Raw genomic sequence first — 20791 nt, 5'->3', positions numbered from 1 at the left:
AGGTGCAACGCGGACTGCTTCCCGGCAACGCGGCCGACGGTGCCGGCCACGCGATCACCCCGCCAGCAACGCGGACGACCTCGCAGCAACGCGACCAGCCGGCCGGCAACGCGGACGACCTCGCGGCAACGCGGACGACCTCGCGGCGACGCGGACGACCTCGCGGCGACGCGATCAGCCTGGCGGAAACGCAGTCGACCTCGCGGCAACGCGGCCGACGGTGCCGGCAACGCGATCAGGCGGGCGGCAACGGAGTTGCCCCGGCCGGTGCTGGTCGCACCGGCCGGGGCAACGGTCACCCGAACTGGCTAGTTCACTGCCACAGGGCGGCGGCGACCTGCGGGTACAGGCCCTCGGGGTGGGCCCGGAACAGCGGCTCGGTGCCGAACAGGGTCACGTTGGCCCCCTTCGCCACGCCACTGACCACGACCGCCTGCCCGGCGGCGGCGGCCTGGCCACCCCAGTGGCCGGCGAGGAAGAAGCCCTCGGCGGCGAGACGCTGGTCGACGCGGACGCCGTCACCGACCCGGGTGAAGTACTGCGGCGCGTCGACGAACGCGGTCGGCAGCGCCGTGGCCGTGATCGGCGATGCCGGGTTGTTCTCCACCTTGACGATGCCGTTCGCGTCGCTACGTCCCGCCGCGATCGTCACGTCGAGCAGGCCGGCGCGGTCGTTGAACTGCTTGCCGCTGGCCCCGCGACCCACCACGGTGCCCCCGTCGGCCAGCCACTGGTCGAACGCGGCGAGCTGGGTGGCGTTGAGGCTGAGCGGGTTGAACGCCGTCGTCGAGACGAAGAAGGCGTCGAAGTCCGCGAACGACAGGGTGCCGTTGTTGAACGCGGTGTGGGTGACCGAGATCGGCGCGAAGCCCATCTGCTGAAGGGCGAAGATCTCACCACCGTTGGCGGCGACACCGAGCCGGGTCTTCGACACCGGCGTGGCGCCGCGTACCTGCGGCGGGGTGAGCCGGATGAACTCGACCCCGTACGCCTCGGCGATCGGCCGGACCACGGACAGGTCACCGGGCACCACGAAGGTGCCGTCGGCGGTCCGGGCCAGCTCCACCCCGTCGTTGAGCAACCGGTTGACGGCCTGGATGCCGGCCACCGAGTCCACGATCAGGCCGTAGTTCGCCTGCTTGCCCGGCGCCACGGCACCGGTGGCCCGGGCCTCGGTCACCGGACGCAGCGCCTGGGCGTCGAGGGCGACGTTCTCGCTGACCCGCTGCACCGTCGCGCCCCAGAGGTGACCGTGGCTCCACGCCGAGATGTCGTACATGGCGTTGAAGTCGTTGGTCACGTCCCGCCCGACCTCGAGCAGGGCACTCGCCAGGCCGCGCTTGGCCTGGTGCATGTCGACGACGTAGGTGCCGGCCTCGTAGTGCGTGCCGCCCAGCTTGAACGGCCGCCAGGCACGCTGGACCTTCAGGTCGTTGTCGACCATGAACTGGACCAGCCGGGCCGCCGCGGTGGCGCTGCGCTGGTCGGTACCCGCCGGGATGACGTACGCCCGGGCGAAGCCCTGCACGTGGGTCTTGATGTTGTCGCCACGCGCGAGCGAGATGGCCAGCGGGTCGTCGATCGGCCGGGTCGACTCACCGTCGACGCCGCGCCGGAACCACTCCAGCTGGTTGGTGAGCAGCTCGGCCCGGTTCTGGGTGGCGTAGTCGAAGTTGCCCTTGATCGTCGCCACGGCCACGGCCGTGTTGATCCGGGTACGCTCGTGGCGCTCCGCGACGGTCAGGTTGCCGCGCGGGTTCAGCGGCACCTCGATGGTGTGCCCGATCGCGCCGTGGTACATCGAGTACATCGGGGTGAAGATCGGCGGCCAGTCGTCCCAACCCTGCGTCCGGTCACGGAACGGGATGTCGTTACGGCGGCTGCCGTCCGGGTTCGCGCAGCTGGCCCGGGTCTCGCCGGTGGCGAGGACCTTCTGCTCCATGCTCAGCGCGTTGCGCAGCGCGTGCTTGATGTACAGGTCGTACTCGTAGTTGTCGCCGTGCGGGCCGGTGGTCGGCTCGATCAGCGTGCAGTTGACGTACCCGTGGATGTCCAGCATGGTGAGCGGGCTGTAGCGGACCAACTGCGCCCGCACCGCGCGGACCTCGGGCTGCGACGCCGTGATGTAGTCACGGTTCATGTCGAAGCCGTTGGCGTTGGCGCGGGTCGCCGCGACCCGGCCGTCCGGGTTGTTGGTGACCACGAAGGCGAGGACGTGCTTGTTGAGCATGTCCACGACCGTCGGGTCGGTGGAGAACGCCAACTCCTGCAACACCTGGAGGCTGGCGTCGGTGCCTTCCCACTCGTTGCCGTGGATGTTGTTGTTGACGAACAGCGGCGTACGCCAGTTGTCGTAACCGCCGGCGGCGAGCTTGGCCTGTGCCGCGTGCGGGTCGCTGAACCGCAGGTCCGACAGCTGCTGCCAGGTCTTCCACTGGGCGTCGCTCATCGGCGCGGTGGCCACCACCAGGTGCAGGTCCCGGCCGAGGACCGACTGGCCGATCACCTCCACGCTGATCCGGTTGCTGCGCTGAAGGTCACGCAGCGCCGACGGGATGCCGTGGTACGGAATGAGGTTGTACGCGATCGACGCGTCGGTCAGCTCCACCGGCACGTCGGCGATGACATCGTTCCGCGGCTTGCCCGCCAGCTTCGCCGCGGCTACCGGCTCGCTGGGCTGGCGGCCCGGGGCGTCGGCGGAGCGTCCCCGCTGGCCGGGGCCGATGCCGAAGGGAAGTTCGGTGTCGGACTGACCGCGCGGCGACGCGATGGCCGCGTCGAGTGCCTCCGGGTCAGCCGGTGCCGCCACGGCGGCGGACGCCGGTCCGAACAGGAGTGCGGCGGAGAGTAGGGCTATCAATGGTCGACGAACGGCCACGCAGGTACCTCGCTTCGAGGACTAGGGCGACAGGTGGCGACTCTTGATCGCCAGCGCCACGATGATTCGCTGTTCTACCAGCGACGACACCGCAAGTCGATAGCCCAGGGCAGCGGGAGCGCTTCCCCGACCGATTCGCCGAGGCGGACCGGCCGAACGGTGAGCCGCCCGTCACGTCCGGGTTCAGCCGTCCTGACGAGCGGGGGCGGTCAGCACGAAGGTCTCCACCTCGGTGCCGCCGTACCAGTCGGTGCGCCGGCCCACGTGGGTCATGCCGAGCCGCCGGCAGACCGCCATGGACCGCTCGTTGCCCGGCGTCACCACGGCGTACACCTCGCGGGTGGCGTCGGCGGTGGCGAACTCGCGGGCCAGCACGGCCCGGGCCGCCTCGGTGGCGTAGCCGTTGCCCCACGAGTCGGGATGCAGGTGCCAGCCCACCTCGATGTCCTCGGTCGGCGTACGGCCGTCGGCGCCCGGCAAGGGCTTGAGCAGGACGCTGCCGACCACCGTTCGGGTGTGGCGCACCTCGATCGCCCAGAGGCCGTACCGCCCGGCGTACGGGGCGTCACGCTGCCGCCAGACGGCGAGCCGCTCGGCGGCCTGGGCCGGTTCGACAAGCCGTCCCGCTCCCCCGCCGAGCCAACGCATCACCTCGTGCCGGGAGTAGATGTCGAAGATCCGGGCGAGGTCGGCCGGCGCGTCGGTCCACTCCCGCAGCACCAACCGGTCGGTGGTGGCTACCGTCATGGCTGGCGATCCTACGTCCCCACCCGCCCACCGTCGGGGCATCGTGGGCGTACGCCCCAGGCGTGGCCGGGGCCGCTACGGGGAACAGGGGCGTGATGGGCAGAGCATGGCGGCGCACGAGGCGGATCGCTCGGGCCGCCTTCCGGCCGGTACGCGGGCGGGATCTGTCGCTGCACGCCGCCGCCATCACGTTCTACGGGGCGATCGCCGTGGTGCCGGTGGCCCTGCTGGCGATCTGGCTCACCGGGCTGCTGGTCGGAGCCGACCAGGTACGGCGGCTCACCGCGTACGCCGTGGCGGCGCTGCCGGACGCGATCGGTGCGCCACACGCGGTGGCCGCCCTGGTCGAGGCCGGGGTGGACCTCACGCCGTGGCTCGCGCTGGCCGCGGTGCTACCCGCGTCGCTGTACGGCGAGGGGCTGCGGCGGGCGTTCGTCTCGGTCGCGGCGCCCCGCTCCGACGAGCACCTGATCGGCTGGCGGGGCCGGCTGTTGCTGCTGCCGCTGCTCGCCCCGGCACCGGCGCTGCTGTTGGCCATCCTGCTCGCGCTGCCGACCACCACGGGGCTGGTCCGCCAGGGTGGCTGGGCCGGGGCGCTCGGCGTGGTGCTCTCTTTCCTGGCGGTCTGGTTGGTGCTCACCCCGGTGCTGCTGTGGGTGTTCCGGGTGGTCGGTCCGGCCTCGCCGGACTGGCTCTCCGCGCTGCTGGTCGGCTCGTTCACGGCGGCGAACCTCTCCGGCTTCCTGCACGGCTTCGTGCTGTTCGCCTCGCTCCCGCTCGACCTGGGCCTACCCTTCGGCGGCCTGGTCGAGGTGGGCGCCGCCGTGGCCATCCTGCTCTGGCTCTACGTCTTCCACATCATCGTGCTGGCCGGCTACTCCGCCACCCTGGCCCTCTCCGCCCATCGCACCCACCCACGTTGATCACGACGGCGAATCCGATCTCCTGGACATCGCCAACCTATCGCCAACCTGATGATCAACGGGGTTCCGGCGGGGGTGCAGGGGTTAGGGTGCGGGGATGATGGGTGGCGAGGTGCCGGGGCGGGCCGACGTGGTGGTTGTCGGGTCGGGTCACAACGGGCTGGTGTCGGCGATCCTGCTGGCCCGCGCCGGGTTGGACGTGCTGGTGTTGGAGGCCGCCGAGGTGATCGGTGGGGCTACCCGCACCGAGAACCCGTTCCCCAAGGTGCCGTCGTTGCGGCACTCCACCGGGTCCTATCTGCTCGGGCTGATGCCGCCGGAGTTGCTCGCCGCGCTCGACGTACGGATCCCGGTGCTGCGCCGCGACCCGCACTACTTCCTGCCCACCCCGGGCGGTGCCGGCTCGCCGTACCTGCTGTTCGGCACCGACACCGCGGCCACCCGGGCGCAGCTCACCGAGTTCTTCTCCGCCGCCGACGTGGCCGCCGACGACGCGTTGCAGGCCGAACTGGCGGCGCTGCGCGAGGACCTGGCCCCGGCGTGGCTGGCCGAACCGTTCAGCGTCGAGGAGACCGCGCAGCGCTACATCCGCCCCGAGCTGCAACAGGTCTTCGTGGACCTGGTCCGTGGCTCGGTCGCCGACTACCTGGCCCGCTTCGACTTCCACTCCGAGCTGCTGGTCAGCATGTACGCGGTCACCGACGGCCTGTCCGGGCTCAACGCCGGCCCGGACGACCCCGGCACCGGGCACAACTTCCTGGTGCACAACATGTGCCGGCTGCCCGGCTCGGGCGGCACCTGGATGATCGCCGAAGGCGGCATGGGCACCGTCTCGCGCACCTTCGCCGACGCGGCCCGCGCCTCCGGCGCCCGGATCGTCACCGGCGCACCCGTCGCCGCGATCACCCTGGACGGGGGCGCCGCCACCGGCGTGGTGCTCGCCGACGGCCAGGAGGTACGCGCCGAGGTGGTGCTCGGCGCCTGCGACCCGTACCGGCTGATGGAGCTGCTGCCCGACGGCGCGCTGCCGACCGTGCTCAGCGACCGGATGGCGGCGGTCCGGCGTACCGGCACCACGCTCAAGCTCAACCTGGCGCTGCGCGGCCTGCCCCGCTTCTCCTGCCTCCCGCAGGACGCGCCGAGCCCGTTCGGCTCGACCATCCACCTGCTGCCCGGCTCGGCCTCGCTGATCGGCGGCGGCGGCGAATCCCCGATGGCCGCCCTACGGGGGATGTGGTCCGACGTGCAGGCCGGACGGCTGCCGGCGGAGCCGACCATCGAGTGGTACCTGCACACCACCGTCGACCCGTCGCTGGCCGACCCGGACGGACACCACTCGTCGGCGTTGTTCGTCCAGTCGGTGCCGTACGAGCTGGCCGGCACCACCTGGGACGCAGCCCTGCCCGGCTACGTCGAGCGGCTGGTGGAGATCTGCGAACGGTACGCACCCGGCACCGGCGACCTGATCGCCGACGCGGTGCCGCTGCCCCCACCCGGCATCGAGGCGCACTTCGGCATCACCGGCGGACACATCCACCACGTCGACAACACCGTCGCGTTCGCCGACCGGATGCCGTACGCCACCGGCGTCGACGGGGTGTACGCGGGCAGCGCCGGCTGCCACCCGGCGGGCAGCGTGATCGGCGCCGCCGGCCACAACGCCGCCCAACGCATCCTCGCCGACCTCGGTTGCTAAGCGCGCTACTCGGGCTGCGGGGTAAGGAAGGGCACCTTATTAACGCCTCGCGTAGTAAAGGGGCCCCTTCTTAACACCAACCGGCTTACGACCGGGCGACCTCCGTGGCGGGGGCCTCCTCGCCGACCCGGTGCGCGCGGATCTTGTGGCCGACGCTGGTCAGGCAGCGCCCGCTGGGCAGGTCGAAGCGCCAGCCGTGCAGCTGGCAGGTCAACTGGTCGCCCTCGACGATGCCGAATCGGCTCAGATCCGCCTTCAGGTGCGGGCAGCGCCGCTGCACCGTCCAGTCGCCGACGGTGATGTCCTCGGCGTCGACGGCCCGCTCGTGCTCGTCGTACCAGCCCTCGGCGTACTGGAGGCGCTCAGTGGACAGGCACTTGAAGAAGGCGTACACGAACTCGTTGTACTGGCCGATCCGGGCCGCCGAGAACCGGCAGGAGAGGAAGAGCGAGTTGACCCAGTCGACCTCGCCGATGTGCAGCAGGTGCTCCACCAGCGCCCGCTCGGTACGGAACCGGTAACGCACCTTCTCGTCGGCGTACGGCCGCACCTGCTTGCCCGGGAAGTCCACCACTATCGATTCAACGGTCTCGCCGCCTGAGCTGTCAGTGCCGACCAGGTCGAAGCGGACCGGACCGCCGACGCCCTTGGCCAGGTAGATCGACTCGTCCAGCAGCGGCTCGATGCGCTGCTTCAGCTCCTTGAGCACGTCGACCTCGGGGTGCCGCCAGGACGCCTTCTCCGCCTCGATGATCGGGCGCTTGCGCTCGCGCATCTCCTCCAGGTGGGCGACCTTGTTGGCGAAGAACTCCTCGACCGGCTGCGGGTGGGTGGTCGTCGCCCCGGAGGTGGTGACCTCGGCGACGCTGCCGGGCAGCAGCACGATGCCGTTGGTGCCGCCGACCTTGGCGTACTCGGCCAGGAAGACCGACTGGTCGGGGAAGATGTTCCCCTCGTCGTCGAAGATGTCGTTGAACTGCCACAGCTCGTCGTCGAGGAAGCAGGGCGGCCCGGCGATCGGGAAGACGTGGTCGGCCTTCAGGTCGTCGATGTAGCGCCAGGTGCGGTCGAACTGCCGGTCCCGCTTCTGCTTGCCGAACGCGGTCTTCGCCGACTGCGGCAGCTCGTAGACCATCGGGTACCAGATCGCTCCGGAAAACTGGAGCAGGTGCGCGTGCACGTGGCCCAGCTCGGCGAAGACGCTCAGGTCGGTGGGGCGGGCGTCGTTCTGGTTGAGCAGCCGTACGCCGTCGTACTCCACCCAGAGCGACGAGTCACCGATCGGGCCGTCGGTCGGGCTGGTCAGCGCCTGAATCATGATCTTCAGGCCGCCGTCCAGCTCGACGACCTCCTCGTTGCGGGTCTTCAGGAACTTCGTGAAGCCCAGCGCGCGGAACTCGTCCTCCATCTCCGAGGTGGGGAACTCGGGCAGCAGCACGGTCGCGGACTTCGACACGTACCGCTTCAGGTGGGCCGCGTCGAAGTGGTCCCGGTGCAGGTGGGAGACGTACAGGTAGTCGACGTCGCCGAGGCTCTCCCAGTCGAGCTGGGAATTGTCCGGGAACGGGAACCAGGAGGCGAAGTAGGCCGGATTGACCCACGGGTCGCACAGGATGCTGCCCGCAGCAGTGTCGATCCGCATGCTCGCGTGCCCGGTACCGGTCACTCGCACCGCAGTTCCCCCTCAAGAAGACAAATCACGACGTACGCAAGAACGCTACCGGAGGCAGTGTGCTCACCGTCCCGCGACGCCGGTAGTCCCGTCCGGCCCGGCGAAGACAGGCCAGACGGCCCGGGTCCTCGGCCCTCGACCGGGCGACCAGCCGACCCGACGTGCCGGTGTCCCGCGTCTCGGGCCCGCTCTTCGGCGGGACACGATCGTCGCCGCCGGACATCGGTCGTCCTTTATCGGTCGGGCCCTGCGCCAGGGCCGACGCGGGGCGTGCCAGACTAACCGGAGATCCGATCGCGAGGGAAGGACCGACCAGTGGCAGGAAGCGAGCCGGTAACGTCGCCAGACCAGCACAAGCCTGGGCACCGCAAGGCCGGGCGGATCGGCGCGGTCGTCACCGCGTTCGCGCTGCTGGCGATGCTCTGCGGCAACCACGAGGGCAGGGTCGAGGACATCTGGCTGATCGGCCTGGCCGCGCTTCTGCTGCTCATCGTCCTCGGTGACGTGGTGCTGCGCCGCAACGGTCTGCGTTCCTGACCCAGCCGCCACGGCGCCAACCGCTCGCGTAGCAAGCGGTGTGGCGAACCCGGTCGTGTGGTACGGCGACAGGGGGACGTGCGAGCCCGTCCCGGCAACACGAGTGGGGCCCGCCTCCGGCATCGGAGGCGGGCCCCACTCGTCGGCGCCGGTCAGCGACCGAAAAGAATGTCCTGCACGTTCTTCAGCGCGGCGTCGACCTCGGCCTCGAAGTAGCCGCCCTGCACCAGCCCGAAGCGCAGCGTGTCCAGGTCCTTCGGATTCACCGGCATCTGGTTGCGCCCGGCCATCCCGCCGAGCAGGCTCTCGAAGAAGCGGTCCACCTGGTCGGGGTCGTATCCACTGCCGAAGCGGCGCACCTGGAAACTGCGCCGAATCTGATCCACCCGGTAGAGATCGCTGCCGGGCGGTCCGGCCATCGGCGGCCCGCCCATCGAGGGCCCGGCCATCGCCGGTGGCCCCGCCATCGGCGGGCCACCGAGTGCCTGCTGCGGCACGGCGGGCGGGCCGGCGGGGCCGCGACGCGGGTCACGATCCGGCATCCGGATCTCCGCAGTCATGTCGGTACGGGCGCGTCGACCCGCCTCGAAGCCGTCAAACCGCTGCTCCTCGGGGGGGCCGTAGCCACCCGGGCCGTCGGGGGGACCATAGCCGCCCGGCCCGTCCGGAGGACCGTAACCACCGGGCCCGTCCGGAGGGCCGTAGCCACCCGGGCCGTCCGGAGGACCGTAACCACCCGGCCCATCCGGGGGGCCATAGCCACCCGGGCCGTCCGGAGGACCGTAACCGCCCGGCCCGGCGGGCAGACCGCGCGGCGGGGCGCCATGACCCATCGGGCCGCCGGGGGGACCCATCGGACCACCCGGACCCATCGGACCACGCGGTGCCTCGTATCCGCTGCGGGGAGCGTCGTACCCGCCGGCGAAGGCACCGGTCGGCTCGTCGTAGCGGCCGTACGGCGGGCCTGCCTGCGCCGGCATCGGTCGGGGCGGCATCGGCGGCTGCGGCATCGGGGTCATCCCCCGCTCCTCGCGCATCGGCGGGCCCATCCGGTCCGGCGGGCCCATCCGGCCCTCGCCACCGGCCCGGCCAGCGCCACGCTCCTCCAACTCGGCCAGCTGCCGTTCGACCCGGTCGAGGTGCAGGTCGACCTGCCACTCGTCGTAGCCGTTGAAGCGAACCCGGAAGACGACGTCGTGGACTTCCTGCGAGGCCACCGGAGCACCTACCGGCTGGCCGGCGAGGGTCGCCTCGACCCGGTCCAGGAAGGCGTCCACCTCGTCAACCTTGTATCCCCGGCGGAGCGCCTTACGCCGGAAACGCTGACCCTGACTCGCCACTATGTCTCCTGGTCTCGTTCGCCACGCCCGGTCACGCCGACAAGTTCCCGGCCGGGTCGGTGCCCCTGTCCTCAGCGGCGGCCAGCTGCCCACACGCCCCGTCGATCTCGCGACCCCGGGTGTCCCGCACCGTGGTGGACACCCCGGCGTCGCGCAACCGCCGGACGAACTCCCGCTCCACCGGCTTCGGGCTCGCGTCCCAGCGACTGCCCGGAGTCGGATTGAGCGGAATCAAGTTCACATGGGCCAGCTTGCCGGCCAGCAGCCGCCCGAGCAGATCGGCTCGCCACGGCTGGTCGTTCACGTCCTTGATCATCGCGTACTCGATCGACACACGACGCCCCGTGCGAGCCGCGTAGGCCCAGGCGGCGTCCAGCACCTCGGACACCTTCCAGCGCTGGTTGACCGGCACGAGTTCGTCGCGCAGCTCATCATCGGGGGCGTGCAGCGACAACGCAAGGGTCACCGAGAGGTCTTCGCTGGCCAGTCGGTGGATGGCAGGCACCAGGCCGACCGTGGAAACGGTGATGTGCCGCTGGGACAGGCCGAGGCCCTCCGGCGCCGGCGTGACCAGCCGACGGATCGCGGCCACCACCCGGTTGTAGTTCGCCAGCGGCTCGCCCATGCCCATGAAGACGACGTGCGACAACCTCGGCGGCGACCCCGCCACCGCCCCGGAGGCGGCCACCCCGGCCAGGTAGACCGCCTGGTCGACGATCTCGGCGGTGGAGAGGTTGCGGGTCAGGCCCGCCTGCCCGGTGGCGCAGAACGGACACGCCATCCCGCACCCGGCCTGGCTGGAGATGCAGACGGTGACCCGGTCCGGGTAGCCCATCAGCACGCTCTCCACCAGCGAGCCGTCGTGCAGGCGCCAGAGCGCCTTGCGGGTCGCCCCGTCGTCACACGCCATCTCGCGGACCGGGTTGAGCAGCCGGGGCAGCAGCTGGTCGGCCAGCCGGTCACGGGAAGCCGCCGGCAGGTCGGTCATCTGCGCCGGGTCACGTACCAGCCGACCGAAGTAGTGGGTGGAGATCTGCCGGGCCCGGAAGGCCGGCTCACCCAGCCCGGTGACCAGGGCCTTGCGGCCCGCGAGGTCGAGGTCGGCGAGATGTTGCGGTGGCATCGACGCCCGGCGCGCACCGGGCGCGTCCGGGTCCGCCGGAATCAGGGGCAGGCTCGTCATGGCCCGTCCAGTCTGGCACGCCCGGATCGGAACGCACCCGTCCGGAGGGCGCGGATCGCCTCCGGCCACCCGTACGACCGGGCTGTGCCGGCGTGATCCATGCCTCAGTTCACCGCCGGAACAAGAACCACGAGCAGCAGGTACGCGGTCGGCACCGCGAACAGCACCGAGTCCAGCCGGTCCATCAGGCCACCGTGCCCGGGCAGCAGGTTGCTCATGTCCTTCACGCCGAGATCCCGCTTGATCATGGATTCGGCGAGGTCACCAAGGACGGCGGCGCCCGACACCGCCACCCCGAACACGGCACCCCACCACGGGGCCACGTCGAACAGCAGCCAGAGCAGCAGGGCACTGCCCAGCGCGGCCGCCCCGACCGACCCGGCGAAACCCTCCCAGGACTTCTTGGGGCTGATCGTCGGCGCCATCGGATGTTTACCGAAGTTGGCGCCAGCGGCGTACCCGCCGGTGTCGGAGAGCACCACGGCGACCAGGGTCACCAGCACCCGCAGCGCCCCGTCGTCGGGGGACGACGCGAGCAGGGCGGCGAAGCCGCCGAGGAAGGGCACGTACACCGCGATCAGGATGGCCGCGGTCATGTCCCGCCGGAAGTTGGCCGTACCGTCGCCGAGCCGCCAGACGAGCGTGCCCGCGATCGTGACCAGCAGCCCCAGCAGCAGCGCGTCCAACCCGCCGAACCAGCCGATGGTGACCGTCAGCACCCCACCGACGATCAGTGGGACCAGCGGCACCTGGGCACGGGCACGCCGTACCGCGCGGGACATCTCCCAGATGCCCACACCGAACGCGGCGGCGAGCACCAGCAGGAAGGAAGGCGTGTAGAGGAAGAGCGGAAGCAGGACCGCAGCACCCAGGCAGACGCCCACCGAGATCGCCGCCGGCAGGTTCCGGCCGGCCCGACTCGGCGCCGGCTGCGGGCCTGCGTTCGACCCCGACTGCGGGCCGGCTGGCCGAGCGGCACCGGCGCGGCGCCGGCCCCGGTGGCGCTTGCCCGCCGGCGGCTCGTCGGGGTCCGGGTCGTCGCTGGCGGGCACCGGGGCGAACTGGGCGGTCGGCGCGTCGTCATGATCGAGGCCCGGGCCGCCGCGTACCGGCTCGATCTGGGCGGTGGGGGCGTCCTCGTGGCCGAGGTCGAGGCGCCGGCCGACGCCGTTCGGGGCCGGGTCACGCCGGTCGCGCTCGCCGTCGTACCGGTCACCGCCATAGGGGTCACCGTCGTACCGGTCACCGTGGCCGCCGAAGCCGGCGCCGGGTGCGGCGCCCCGGTCGGCGGGGGGAGCACCGAACGGGTCGCCGGGCAGGCCGCCGAGGTCGTCAGGCTGCCGGGCGTACGGACGATCGGCAGCCGGACGGGACCGGGTACGCGGCTCCGCGTACAGTTCGGCGGCGGCGGCGGCGTGCGGGTCGCGGGCCCAGGGGCCGGGATCGACGTCCGGGTCGGGCCAGGGTAGCTGGGCGGGCCGATCCTGCCGTTCCCAGCCACGGGCCTCGGCGCCACCGTAGGGGTCGAGGTGGGACATCACGCACCGGACGAGGGCGCCGCGAAATCCACCACTTGACGCACAGCCACTACCATCCCCTACCCGCGCGAGGCGCTCCGTCTGATTTTGCCGGCCGGTCGGCTGACCGATTCCCACCCTTCACCACCGGGTCACCGGGAATCGTGCCGAGCCTACTGCACCTGTCCGCCCCACAGCCCGCACCAGTATCCACCCGTACCCTCGACCCCCACCGCGTCGATCACGAAGTTGTCGCCGCGACGCACCGCTGGCGACGACAACTTCCCGATCGATGTGGCGGGGCTGGGGTGGGCGGCAGGCGGGCGGGTCAGACCTCCAGGAGCTCGGCTTCCTTGTGCTTGACCAGCTCGTCGACGTGCGCGACGTAGCGCTGGGTGAGGTCGTCCAGTTCCTTCTCCGCGCGACGGCCGTCGTCCTCGCCGACCTCGCCGTCCTTGACGAGCCGGTCCAGCTCTTCCTTGCCCTTACGGCGGATGTTACGGATGGCGACCTTGGCTTCCTCGCCCTTGTGCCGGGCGACCTTGATCATGTCGCGGCGGCGCTCCTCGGTCATCTGCGGGAGCAGGATGCGCAGCTGGTTGCCCTCGTTGTTCGGGTTGACCCCGAGGTCCGAGTCGCGGATCGCCTTCTCCATGGCGTTGATCTGCGAGTTGTCGTACGGCTTGATGATGGCCATCCGCGGCTCGGGGATGCCCACCGACGCCATCTGGGTCAGCGGAGTCGGGCTGCCGTAGTAGTCAATGATGATCTTGGAGAACATGGCCGGAGTGGCGCGACCGGTGCGGATGGCACCGAACTCCTCCTTGGCGTGCTCGACCGCACGCTCCATCTTCTCCTCGGCCTCGAGGAGGGTGTCGTCGATCACCGCTCTCCTCGCCTCCTTCTTGTGCTCGTCATGGGGCTTGTCGGGTCACCGGGACCGTCAGGGTCGGATCGACGGTCGGTTCAGGTGGTGATCAGCGTGCCGATCTTCTCGCCGCCCACCGCCCGGACGATGGTGTCGTCGCCCTGTGCGCCGAAGACCAGCATCGGCAGGCCGTTCTCCATGCACAGGCTGAAGGCGGCGGCGTCGGCGACCCGCAGGTTGCGGCGCAGCACCTCGGAGAAGGTGATCGAGTCGAACTTGCTGGCGGTCGGGTCGATCCGCGGATCGGCGGTGTAGACCCCGTCGACGCCGTTCTTGCTCATCAGCACCACGTCCGCGTGGATCTCCAACGCCCGCTGGGCGGCCACCGTGTCCGTGGAGAAGTACGGCATGCCCGCCCCGGCGCCGAAGATGACGACCCGGCCCTTCTCCAGGTGCCGGATCGCGCGCAGCGGAATGTACGGCTCGGCGACCTGGGCCATCGTGATGGCACTCTGCACCCGGGTCTCGATGCCTTCCTTCTCCAGGAAGTCCTGCAACGCGAGGCAGTTCATCACGGTGCCGAGCATGCCCATGTAGTCCGCCCGGGCCCGGTCCATGCCCCGCTTCTGCAACTCCGCGCCACGGAAGAAGTTGCCGCCACCGACCACCACGGAAACCTGCACCCCGCGACGCACCACCGTGGCGATCTGCCGGGCGATGGCCTGCACCACATCCGGGTCGACGCCGATCGCGCCGCCGCCGAACACCTCGCCGGAGAGCTTCAACACGACCCGCCGGGACCGGCCGGGCGGCGGTGCCGTCGGGTCGTCCGCCGCCAGCGGTCGGTCACTCACAACCTGCGTCATCCGCCCGTCCTTCCCCCACCGGTGCACCGGGTGCGTACCTGCCCTTGCCGACCTTATGGGACGAGGAGGCCGCGGTGTGCATCGCGTACACCGGCGGCCTCCTCGTCATGTCGTTGCTCAGCCCACGGGCGCGCCGCGCCCGGCGGCGGCTCAGGCCTGGCCGACCTCGAACCGCACGAAGCGGGTGACCTCGATGCCGGCCTCGGCCAGCACCTGCTTCACCGACTTCTTGTTGTCGGTGACCGACGACTGCTCCAGCAGGACGAAGTCCTTGAAGAAGGCGTTGACCCGACCCTCGACGATCTTCGGCAGCGCCGCCTCGGGCTTGTTCTCCTCGCGGGCGGTCTGCTCGGCGATGCGCCGCTCGGACTCGACGACCTCGGCCGGCACCTCGTCCCGGGTGAGGTACTGCGGACGCATCGCGGCGATCTGCATGGCCGCACCACGGGCGTCGGCATCGCCGGCCTCGTCGGTCTTGCCGGCGTACTGCACCAGCACGCCGACCGCCGGGGGCAGGTCCTGGGCCTTGCGGTGCAGGTAGACCGCGACCGTGCCGTCGAGCTTGGCGAAGCGGTTCAGCACCAGCTTCTCGCCGATCTTGGCGGACTGCTCCTGGACCAGGTCGGCGACCGTACGGCCGTCGATCTCGCTGGCCAGCAACTCCTCGGCGTTGCTCACGCCGGAGCGCTCGCCGTGCTCCACCAACTGCTGGGCCAGCGCGATGAAGGCGTCGTTCTTGGCGACGAAGTCGGTCTCACAGTTGAGCTCGAGCAGGGCCTGGCCGGCGTGGGCGATGAGGCCGTTCGCGGCGGTCCGACCGGCCCGCTTGCCGACGTCCTTCGCGCCCTTGACGCGCAGGATCTCGACGGCCTTGTCGAAGTCGCCCTCGGCCTCGGTCAGGGCCTTCTTGCTGTCCATCATGCCGGCGCCGGTCAGGTCGCGGAGCTTCTTGACGTCCGCGGCGGTGATCTGGGACATGGCTCTCTCTTCGGTGTTGAGATTGCGATGGGATGGTCTGAGGTGCCGGTTACCCGGATCCGGGAGGTTCCTGCCGGCCTGGTCGCCGCCGGTCACCGTCAGCGCAGCCGACGGTGACCAGACGGCGGCGCGGTCACTGCCCGGAAACGGCCGCCGGCTGCTCGGCCGGCTGCTGCTCGGCTGCCGGCTGCTCGGCTGCCGGCTGCTCAGCTGCCGGCTGCTCGTCGGCCTTCTTGGGCTCCTCGAGCAGCTCGCGCTCCCACTCGGCCAGCGGCTCGTCGGTGGCGACACCCGCCTCCGGCTTCTCGTCGCCACCACGGCGACGGCCGGAACGGGCGATCAGACCGTCGGCGACGGCGGCCGCGACGACCCTGGTCAGCAGCTCGGCCGAACGGATCGCGTCGTCGTTACCCGGGATCGGGAAGTCGACCTCGTCCGGGTCGCAGTTGGTGTCGAGCACGGCGATCACCGGGATGCCCAGCTTGCGGGCCTCGTCGACGGCGATGTGCTCCTTCTTGGTGTCGACGATCCAGACCGCCGCCGGCAGCTTCTGCATGTCCCGCAGACCACCGAGGGTCTTGGTGAGCTTGATCTTCTCGCGGGAGAGCTGCAGGGTCTCCTTCTTGGTGTAGCCGGCGGCGGTGCCGCTGAGGTCACCGAGGGCCTCCAGCTCCTTCATCCGCTGCAGCCGCTTGTACACCGTCTGGAAGTTGGTCAGCATGCCACCGAGCCAGCGGTGGTTGACGTACGGCTGGCCGACCCGGGTCGCCTGCTCGGCGATCGCCTCCTGGGCCTGCTTCTTGGTGCCGACGAACAGGATGCTGCCGCCCTCGGCCACCGTGTTGCGCACGAACTCGTACGCCTTCTCGATGTAGTCGAGGGTCTGGCGCAGGTCGATGATGTAGATGCCGTTGCGCTCGGTGAAGATGAAGCGCTTCATCTTCGGGTTCCAGCGCCGGGTCTGGTGCCCGAAGTGAACACCGCTCTCCAGCAACTGACGCATGGTCACGACGGCCATGGTTTGCACTCCTTGCGATCCCTGGTTGTCCCGCCCGGCCGGCGGCCGGGCGTCCTGGTGCCCAGTGGTCGGCCATGATGGGCCCGACAGGGTCGGGACCAGGGAGGCCGCCGCCACACGACGATTCGTGAGGAGGGCACGCGAGGTCGACCGCGCGAGGCGGTCGCCAGTCGACCAGTGTACGCCCCTCCCCCACCGCCCCACCCCCGGGTGCAAGGAAGGGCACCCTATTAACGCCTCGTGTCGAGGAAGGGCCCCCTGTTAACAGCTGCCGAGCGCCGTCGAGGGCGGGCGCCCGCCCTCGACGGCCGACAGCTCAGCCGACAGCTCAGCCGACAGCTCAGCCGGCGGCGAGGGCCGCAGCGAAGAAGAGCGCGAGCCCGACGGTCAGGTACGCCGTCGGCGGCCGCAGCCAACCGCGCGCCCCGTCGGTCAGCGAGAACCCGGTGGTCCGCAGCCCGTACAGGCCGGCCGCGAAGATCGGCAGGCCGACCACCAGGAAGGTGCCCACCAGCACGTCGGCGGCGGAGACGGGATCCCCGATCGCCCCGTGCAGCAACACCCTCAGCGCCGGCACCTCGAAGATCACCACCAGCGCGGCGAACAGCACGGCGAGCACCGGCCGCCGGGTCCGGTAGACGCCGTCGCCCGGCAACCCCGACGGTACGCCCGGCGCCTGGAAGCCGGCCTCCCCAGCGGTCTGCTGGAAGCCGGGCTCCCCCGCCGGCAGGTCACCCCGCGGCGCCACCGGCGGCATCGGCCCGGTCGGCTGCTCCAGCGGGTTCACCGCCTCCGCCCCCCGCTTCGCCTCGACGATCGGGTATCCGGCCAGCGACGCGGACCGGGCCGGGTCGCTCACCAGCGGTGCGGCCCGCGTCGGGTCACTGCGCAGCGGATCCCCGGCGGCCTGCGGGCTCGCCTCCCGGGCGGCGCGGCGGCCCGCACGCTCGGTGGGCAACTCGCCGGAGATCTCCGGATCGGCCGATTCGGCCCGCCGGGCGCGCGAGGCCCGGTACCGCTCGGTCTCGGCCGGGGCGTCGGCGAGCGGATCCGCGCCGCCGAAGCGCCGCGCCGAGATGTTGTACGAGTCCTCGTCGTCGGCCCGCTGCTCGGGAGTCGCCCGCGGCTCGTCGTCCCGGTACCGCGCCTCCGCTGCGCCACGCCAATCCGGGTCGCTGTAACCACGGTCGCGTTCACCCGGGTACCAGCGCGACTCCTGATCATCGGCAAAGCTACGTCGTCCGTCCACGCCGGCACCGTATGCGACCGACCAGCCGGCCGCCATTCTGCCCCGCGCCTGGCCAGCGATGGGGTAGGGCAATTCGACCAGGTACGCAGAGTAAGGAGCTGATTCGTCACCCGCTGCCCCTAGCACACCGAGGGCATGATCGTCCGGCCGTCCACAACACCTCCGGTCGTCCACAGGCCGCACCGGCGGGGTCACCTCGACGCGCTCCCGGCGGGCAGGGTGCCGGCCATGACCAAGCGGAACCAGGCGGTCGGCGGGTACGGGGAACGATGCGCCGTCCGACACCTGATCGAGGCAGGGCTGCGCCCGGTGGCCCAGAACTGGCGCTGCCCCGCCGGAGAGATCGACATCATCGCCTGGGACGGGCCGGTGCTCGTCATCTGCGAGGTGAAGACGCGCCGCAACCAGGACTTCGGCACCCCTGCCGAGGCGGTGGTGGCAGAGAAGGCCCGTCGCCTGCGTCGACTCGCCGCCGCGTGGCTGGCGGCCACCGCCACCACCGCCGACGAGATCCGCTTCGACGTCATCTCGGTCCTGCTGCCGTACGCCGGTCGGGCGCAGGTCGAGCACCTCAAGGGGGCCTTCTGATGAGTTACGCCCGGGTGCTCTGCGTCGGGCTGGTCGGCGTCACCGGCCACCTGGTGGAGGTGGAGGCGGACCTGGCACCCGGCCTGCCCGGGCTGGTCATCTCCGGGCTACCGGACACCGCGCTGCACGAGGCGCGGGACCGGGTCCGGGCCGCAGTGGTCAACTCGGGCCAGCGCTGGCCGAACCGCCGGATCACCCTCAACCTGTTGCCGGCCACCCTGCCCAAGTTCGGCTCCGCGTTCGACGTGGCGATAGCGGTGGCCCTGCTCGGTGGCTCCGGCGAACTGCCACTGGCGCCGCTGGACGGCGTGGTGATCCTCGGCGAACTGGGCCTGGACGGCACGGTCCGGCCGGTGCGGGGCGTACTGCCGATGGTCGCCGCGGCGGCAAGGGCCGGCGTCCAGCGGGTGATCGTTCCGGTCGCCAACACCGCCGAGGCCGCGGTCGTGCCCGGGCTACGGGTACGCGGCGTGGACACCCTGCACCGGTTGGTCGCGTTCGTCCGCGACGGCGCGCCGCTGATCGAACCGCCCCGTCACGTCCCGCCGCCGGCCGCGTCCGGTCCCGACCTGGCCGAGGTGGCCGGGCAGGGGCTCGGCCGGCGGGCCCTGGAGGTGGCCGCCGCCGGCGGTCACCACCTGGCGCTGATCGGGCCACCGGGCGCCGGCAAGACCATGCTCGCCGAGCGCCTGCCGTCGATCCTGCCGGCGCTGGACGACGCCGCCGCGCTGGAGGTGACCGCGCTGCACTCGATCGCCGGGCTGCTGCCGGCCGACGGCGGGCTGCTCCGCCGCCCGCCGTTCCAGGCCCCACACCACACCGCGACCATTCCCTCGATCGTGGGCGGCGGGGCCGGTCTGGCCAGGCCCGGAGCGATCTCGCTCGCCCACCGTGGGGTCCTCTTTCTCGACGAGGCTCCGGAATTCAGCCGAGCCGCCCTGGAGGCGCTGCGCCAGCCACTGGAGCATGGCCGGGTGCTGTTGGCCCGCAGCCGGGGCGGCGCCGAATACCCCGCCCAGGCCCAGCTGGTGCTCGCGGCCAACCCGTGCCCGTGCGCCAACCCGGCCGGCGACGAGCGCTGCGAGTGTCCCCCGCAGGCCCGCCGCCGCTACCTCAGTCGGCTCTCCGGCCCGCTACTCGACCGGATCGACCTGCAGGTACGACTGCTGCCGATGCGCGCCGCCGAACTGATGGCGCCGGACGCGCACGAGTCCTCCGCGATGGTGGCGGCCCGGGTGGTCGCCGCCCGCGCGGCAGCGGCGAGCCGCTGGTCAGCGTTGGGCCGCCGGCTCAACGCCGAAGTACCCGGCACCTATCTGCGCCGACCGCCGTGGCAGTTGCCGGCTTCGGACACCGCCGACCTACGGGCCCGGCTCGACTCGGGGTCGCTGTCCGCCCGCGGCTTCGACCGGGTCATCCGGCTCGCCTGGACGATCGCCGATCTCGACGGGCGGGCCCGCCCGGATCGGCACGACGTCGGCGAGGCCATCCAGCTCAGGACGGGAGAAGGAACGTGAGCACGTACGACGAGAAGGTACTGGCCCGGGTGGCACTGACCTGGCTCGCCGAGCCGGGTACCCGCTCGGTGCACGGGCTGGTCGACGAACTCGGCCCGGTGGCCGCCCTGGAGCTGCTGCTGGACGGTGGGGCGCCGCAGGAAGGACTACGCGACAGCGTGGCGGCGCGCAGCCGGGCCGGGGACGCCCGGGCGATCGGCGCCGAGGCGCTCGACCGTGCCGACCGGCTCGGCGCCCGCGTCGTCGTACCCGGCGACGACGAGTGGCCCGAAACGGTCGAGCAGCTACGCGATCTTCGGCTGCCGGACGTCCGCCGCCGGGTCGACGTGGAGACCGCCCCACCGCTCTGCTTCTGGGTACGCGGGGCGTGGCCGCTGGCCGAGGCGCTGGACCGGTCCGTGGCAGTGGTGGGTGCGCGGGCCGCCACGCCGTACGGCCTCCACGTCGCCAGGGACCTGGGCTACGGTCTGGCGGACCGGGACTGGACGGTCGTCTCCGGCGGGGCGTTCGGCATCGACGCCGCCGCGCACCGGGGCGCGCTGAGCGCGGGTGGCCGGACCGTAGCGGTGCTCGCCTGCGGGGTGGACCGCCCCTATCCGATGGGCAACGCGGCGTTGTTCGACCGGATCGCCGACTCCGGGCTGTTGGTGAGCGAGTGGCCGCCGGGTGCCGAACCACTTCGCCCCCGCTTCCTGATCCGCAACCGGGTGATCGCGGCCGGCACCAAGGGCACCGTACTGGTGGAGGCGGCGGCGCGCAGCGGCGCGACCCAGACCACCAGACGGGCCCTCGCCCTGGACCGGCCGGCGATGGTGGTACCCGGTCCGGTCACCTCGGCGATGTCCGTCGGCGCCCACGAGATCCTGCGCGAGCAGCCGCAGGCCCGGCTGGTGACCGGTCTCGCCCAGGTGCTGGAGGAGGTGGGCCGGATCGGTGAGCTGGCCCCGGTGCCACGCGGCCCGGACCACCCCACCGACGTGCTCGACGACGACGCGCGGGCGATCGTGGAGGCGATGCCCCGACGCGGCACGGTCGGCGTGGACGACCTCGCCACGCGGGCCGGCCTGGCCGTACGCACGGTGCTACGCAAGCTGTCCCTGCTGGAGGAGTTGGCTCTGGTGGTACGCCGCGACGACGGCTACGCCCTGGCCGTGCCGGCACGGCCAGGGCCCCGCGATTCCCGGTGAGCCGCGGTCTTGAGCTGCTGGTTCGCG

The 20791-nt window shown here is 71.7% G+C and carries 17 protein-coding genes; 6 read left to right on the top strand and 11 right to left on the bottom strand.

The genetic code is table 11. The features are described from left to right. Nucleotides 1-313: 313 nt before the first annotated feature. Nucleotides 314-2878: a M14 family metallopeptidase gene (locus E0H26_RS16310; protein ID WP_131304507.1), complete on the bottom strand. Its 2565-nt coding sequence runs from the start codon at nucleotides 2876-2878 to the stop codon at nucleotides 314-316. A 183-nt stretch (nucleotides 2879-3061) separates the two neighbouring features. After that, entirely contained in the window at nucleotides 3062-3625 is a 564-nt protein-coding gene (locus E0H26_RS16305) for a GNAT family N-acetyltransferase (protein WP_131304506.1), read from the bottom strand. 95 nt (nucleotides 3626-3720) lie between these two features. On the opposite strand from E0H26_RS16305, the gene E0H26_RS16300 reads away from it, so the two are divergent. Continuing rightward, nucleotides 3721-4548, top strand: coding sequence for a YhjD/YihY/BrkB family envelope integrity protein (locus tag E0H26_RS16300; RefSeq protein WP_131304653.1), 828 nt, complete (start codon nucleotides 3721-3723; stop codon nucleotides 4546-4548). 100 nt (nucleotides 4549-4648) lie between these two features. Continuing rightward, nucleotides 4649-6244, top strand: a complete 1596-nt coding sequence (locus E0H26_RS16295; RefSeq protein WP_131304651.1) for a phytoene desaturase family protein — start codon at nucleotides 4649-4651, stop codon at nucleotides 6242-6244. 85 nt (nucleotides 6245-6329) lie between these two features. Here the strand turns inward: E0H26_RS16295 and E0H26_RS16290 are convergent, their stop codons facing one another. Then, complete coding sequence (locus tag E0H26_RS16290) at nucleotides 6330-7916, bottom strand: Rieske 2Fe-2S domain-containing protein (RefSeq protein ID WP_131304505.1); 1587 nt, start codon at nucleotides 7914-7916, stop codon at nucleotides 6330-6332. A 315-nt stretch (nucleotides 7917-8231) separates the two neighbouring features. Between E0H26_RS16290 and E0H26_RS16285 the strand changes: the two genes are divergently transcribed. Continuing rightward, nucleotides 8232-8453 (top strand): DUF2631 domain-containing protein, encoded by a 222-nt coding sequence (locus tag E0H26_RS16285; RefSeq protein ID WP_131304504.1) that lies wholly within the window; start codon nucleotides 8232-8234, stop codon nucleotides 8451-8453. Nucleotides 8454-8605: 152 nt separating this feature from the next. On the opposite strand, the gene E0H26_RS16280 is transcribed toward E0H26_RS16285, so the two are convergent. The 8 genes from E0H26_RS16280 to E0H26_RS16245 form a co-directional block, all read right to left on the bottom strand. Next, nucleotides 8606-9793 (bottom strand): DivIVA domain-containing protein, encoded by a 1188-nt coding sequence (locus tag E0H26_RS16280; protein ID WP_131304503.1) that lies wholly within the window; start codon nucleotides 9791-9793, stop codon nucleotides 8606-8608. 31 nt (nucleotides 9794-9824) lie between these two features. Then, on the bottom strand, nucleotides 9825-10976 hold the full coding sequence (gene rlmN, locus E0H26_RS16275) for a dual-specificity RNA methyltransferase RlmN (protein ID WP_131304502.1): 1152 nt from the start codon (nucleotides 10974-10976) through the stop codon (nucleotides 9825-9827). Between the two features lie 104 nt (nucleotides 10977-11080). After that, a complete protein-coding gene (locus E0H26_RS16270; RefSeq protein ID WP_131304501.1) occupies nucleotides 11081-12514 on the bottom strand; it encodes a phosphatidate cytidylyltransferase in 1434 nt (477 codons plus the stop codon). Between the two features lie 307 nt (nucleotides 12515-12821). Next, nucleotides 12822-13379, bottom strand: coding sequence for a ribosome recycling factor (frr, locus tag E0H26_RS16265; RefSeq protein WP_131304500.1), 558 nt, complete (start codon nucleotides 13377-13379; stop codon nucleotides 12822-12824). 80 nt (nucleotides 13380-13459) lie between these two features. Continuing rightward, entirely contained in the window at nucleotides 13460-14227 is a 768-nt protein-coding gene (pyrH, locus tag E0H26_RS16260; RefSeq protein ID WP_131304499.1) for a UMP kinase, read from the bottom strand. A gap of 150 nt (nucleotides 14228-14377) precedes the next feature. Continuing rightward, nucleotides 14378-15205, bottom strand: a complete 828-nt coding sequence (gene tsf / locus E0H26_RS16255; protein ID WP_131304498.1) for a translation elongation factor Ts — start codon at nucleotides 15203-15205, stop codon at nucleotides 14378-14380. 133 nt (nucleotides 15206-15338) lie between these two features. Then, entirely contained in the window at nucleotides 15339-16223 is an 885-nt protein-coding gene (gene rpsB / locus E0H26_RS16250; RefSeq protein WP_131304497.1) for a 30S ribosomal protein S2, read from the bottom strand. A 340-nt stretch (nucleotides 16224-16563) separates the two neighbouring features. Then, nucleotides 16564-17508, bottom strand: coding sequence for a hypothetical protein (locus E0H26_RS16245; RefSeq protein WP_131304496.1), 945 nt, complete (start codon nucleotides 17506-17508; stop codon nucleotides 16564-16566). A gap of 192 nt (nucleotides 17509-17700) precedes the next feature. Between E0H26_RS16245 and E0H26_RS16240 the strand changes: the two genes are divergently transcribed. Genes E0H26_RS16240 through dprA form a run of 3 tightly spaced genes read left to right on the top strand, consistent with a single transcriptional unit; the run spans nucleotide 17701 to nucleotide 20764 of the window. Continuing rightward, the gene (locus E0H26_RS16240; RefSeq protein WP_131304495.1) at nucleotides 17701-18060 is read left to right on the top strand and encodes a YraN family protein; all 360 of its coding nucleotides are present in this window, start codon (nucleotides 17701-17703) and stop codon (nucleotides 18058-18060) included. Further along, nucleotides 18060-19577, top strand: a complete 1518-nt coding sequence (locus E0H26_RS16235; RefSeq protein ID WP_131304494.1) for a YifB family Mg chelatase-like AAA ATPase — start codon at nucleotides 18060-18062, stop codon at nucleotides 19575-19577. The genes E0H26_RS16240 and E0H26_RS16235 overlap by 1 nt, the downstream gene beginning before the upstream one ends. Then, nucleotides 19574-20764: a DNA-processing protein DprA gene (gene dprA / locus E0H26_RS16230; RefSeq protein ID WP_131304493.1), complete on the top strand. Its 1191-nt coding sequence runs from the start codon at nucleotides 19574-19576 to the stop codon at nucleotides 20762-20764. The genes E0H26_RS16235 and dprA overlap by 4 nt, the downstream gene beginning before the upstream one ends. Nucleotides 20765-20791 lie beyond the last annotated feature (27 nt).

This window comes from Micromonospora zingiberis (assembly GCF_004331455.1).
GTDB lineage: Bacteria > Actinomycetota > Actinomycetes > Mycobacteriales > Micromonosporaceae > Micromonospora > Micromonospora zingiberis.
Note: the sequence above shows the minus strand (reverse complement) of the source record. Positions and strands in the feature narration are given on the sequence as shown.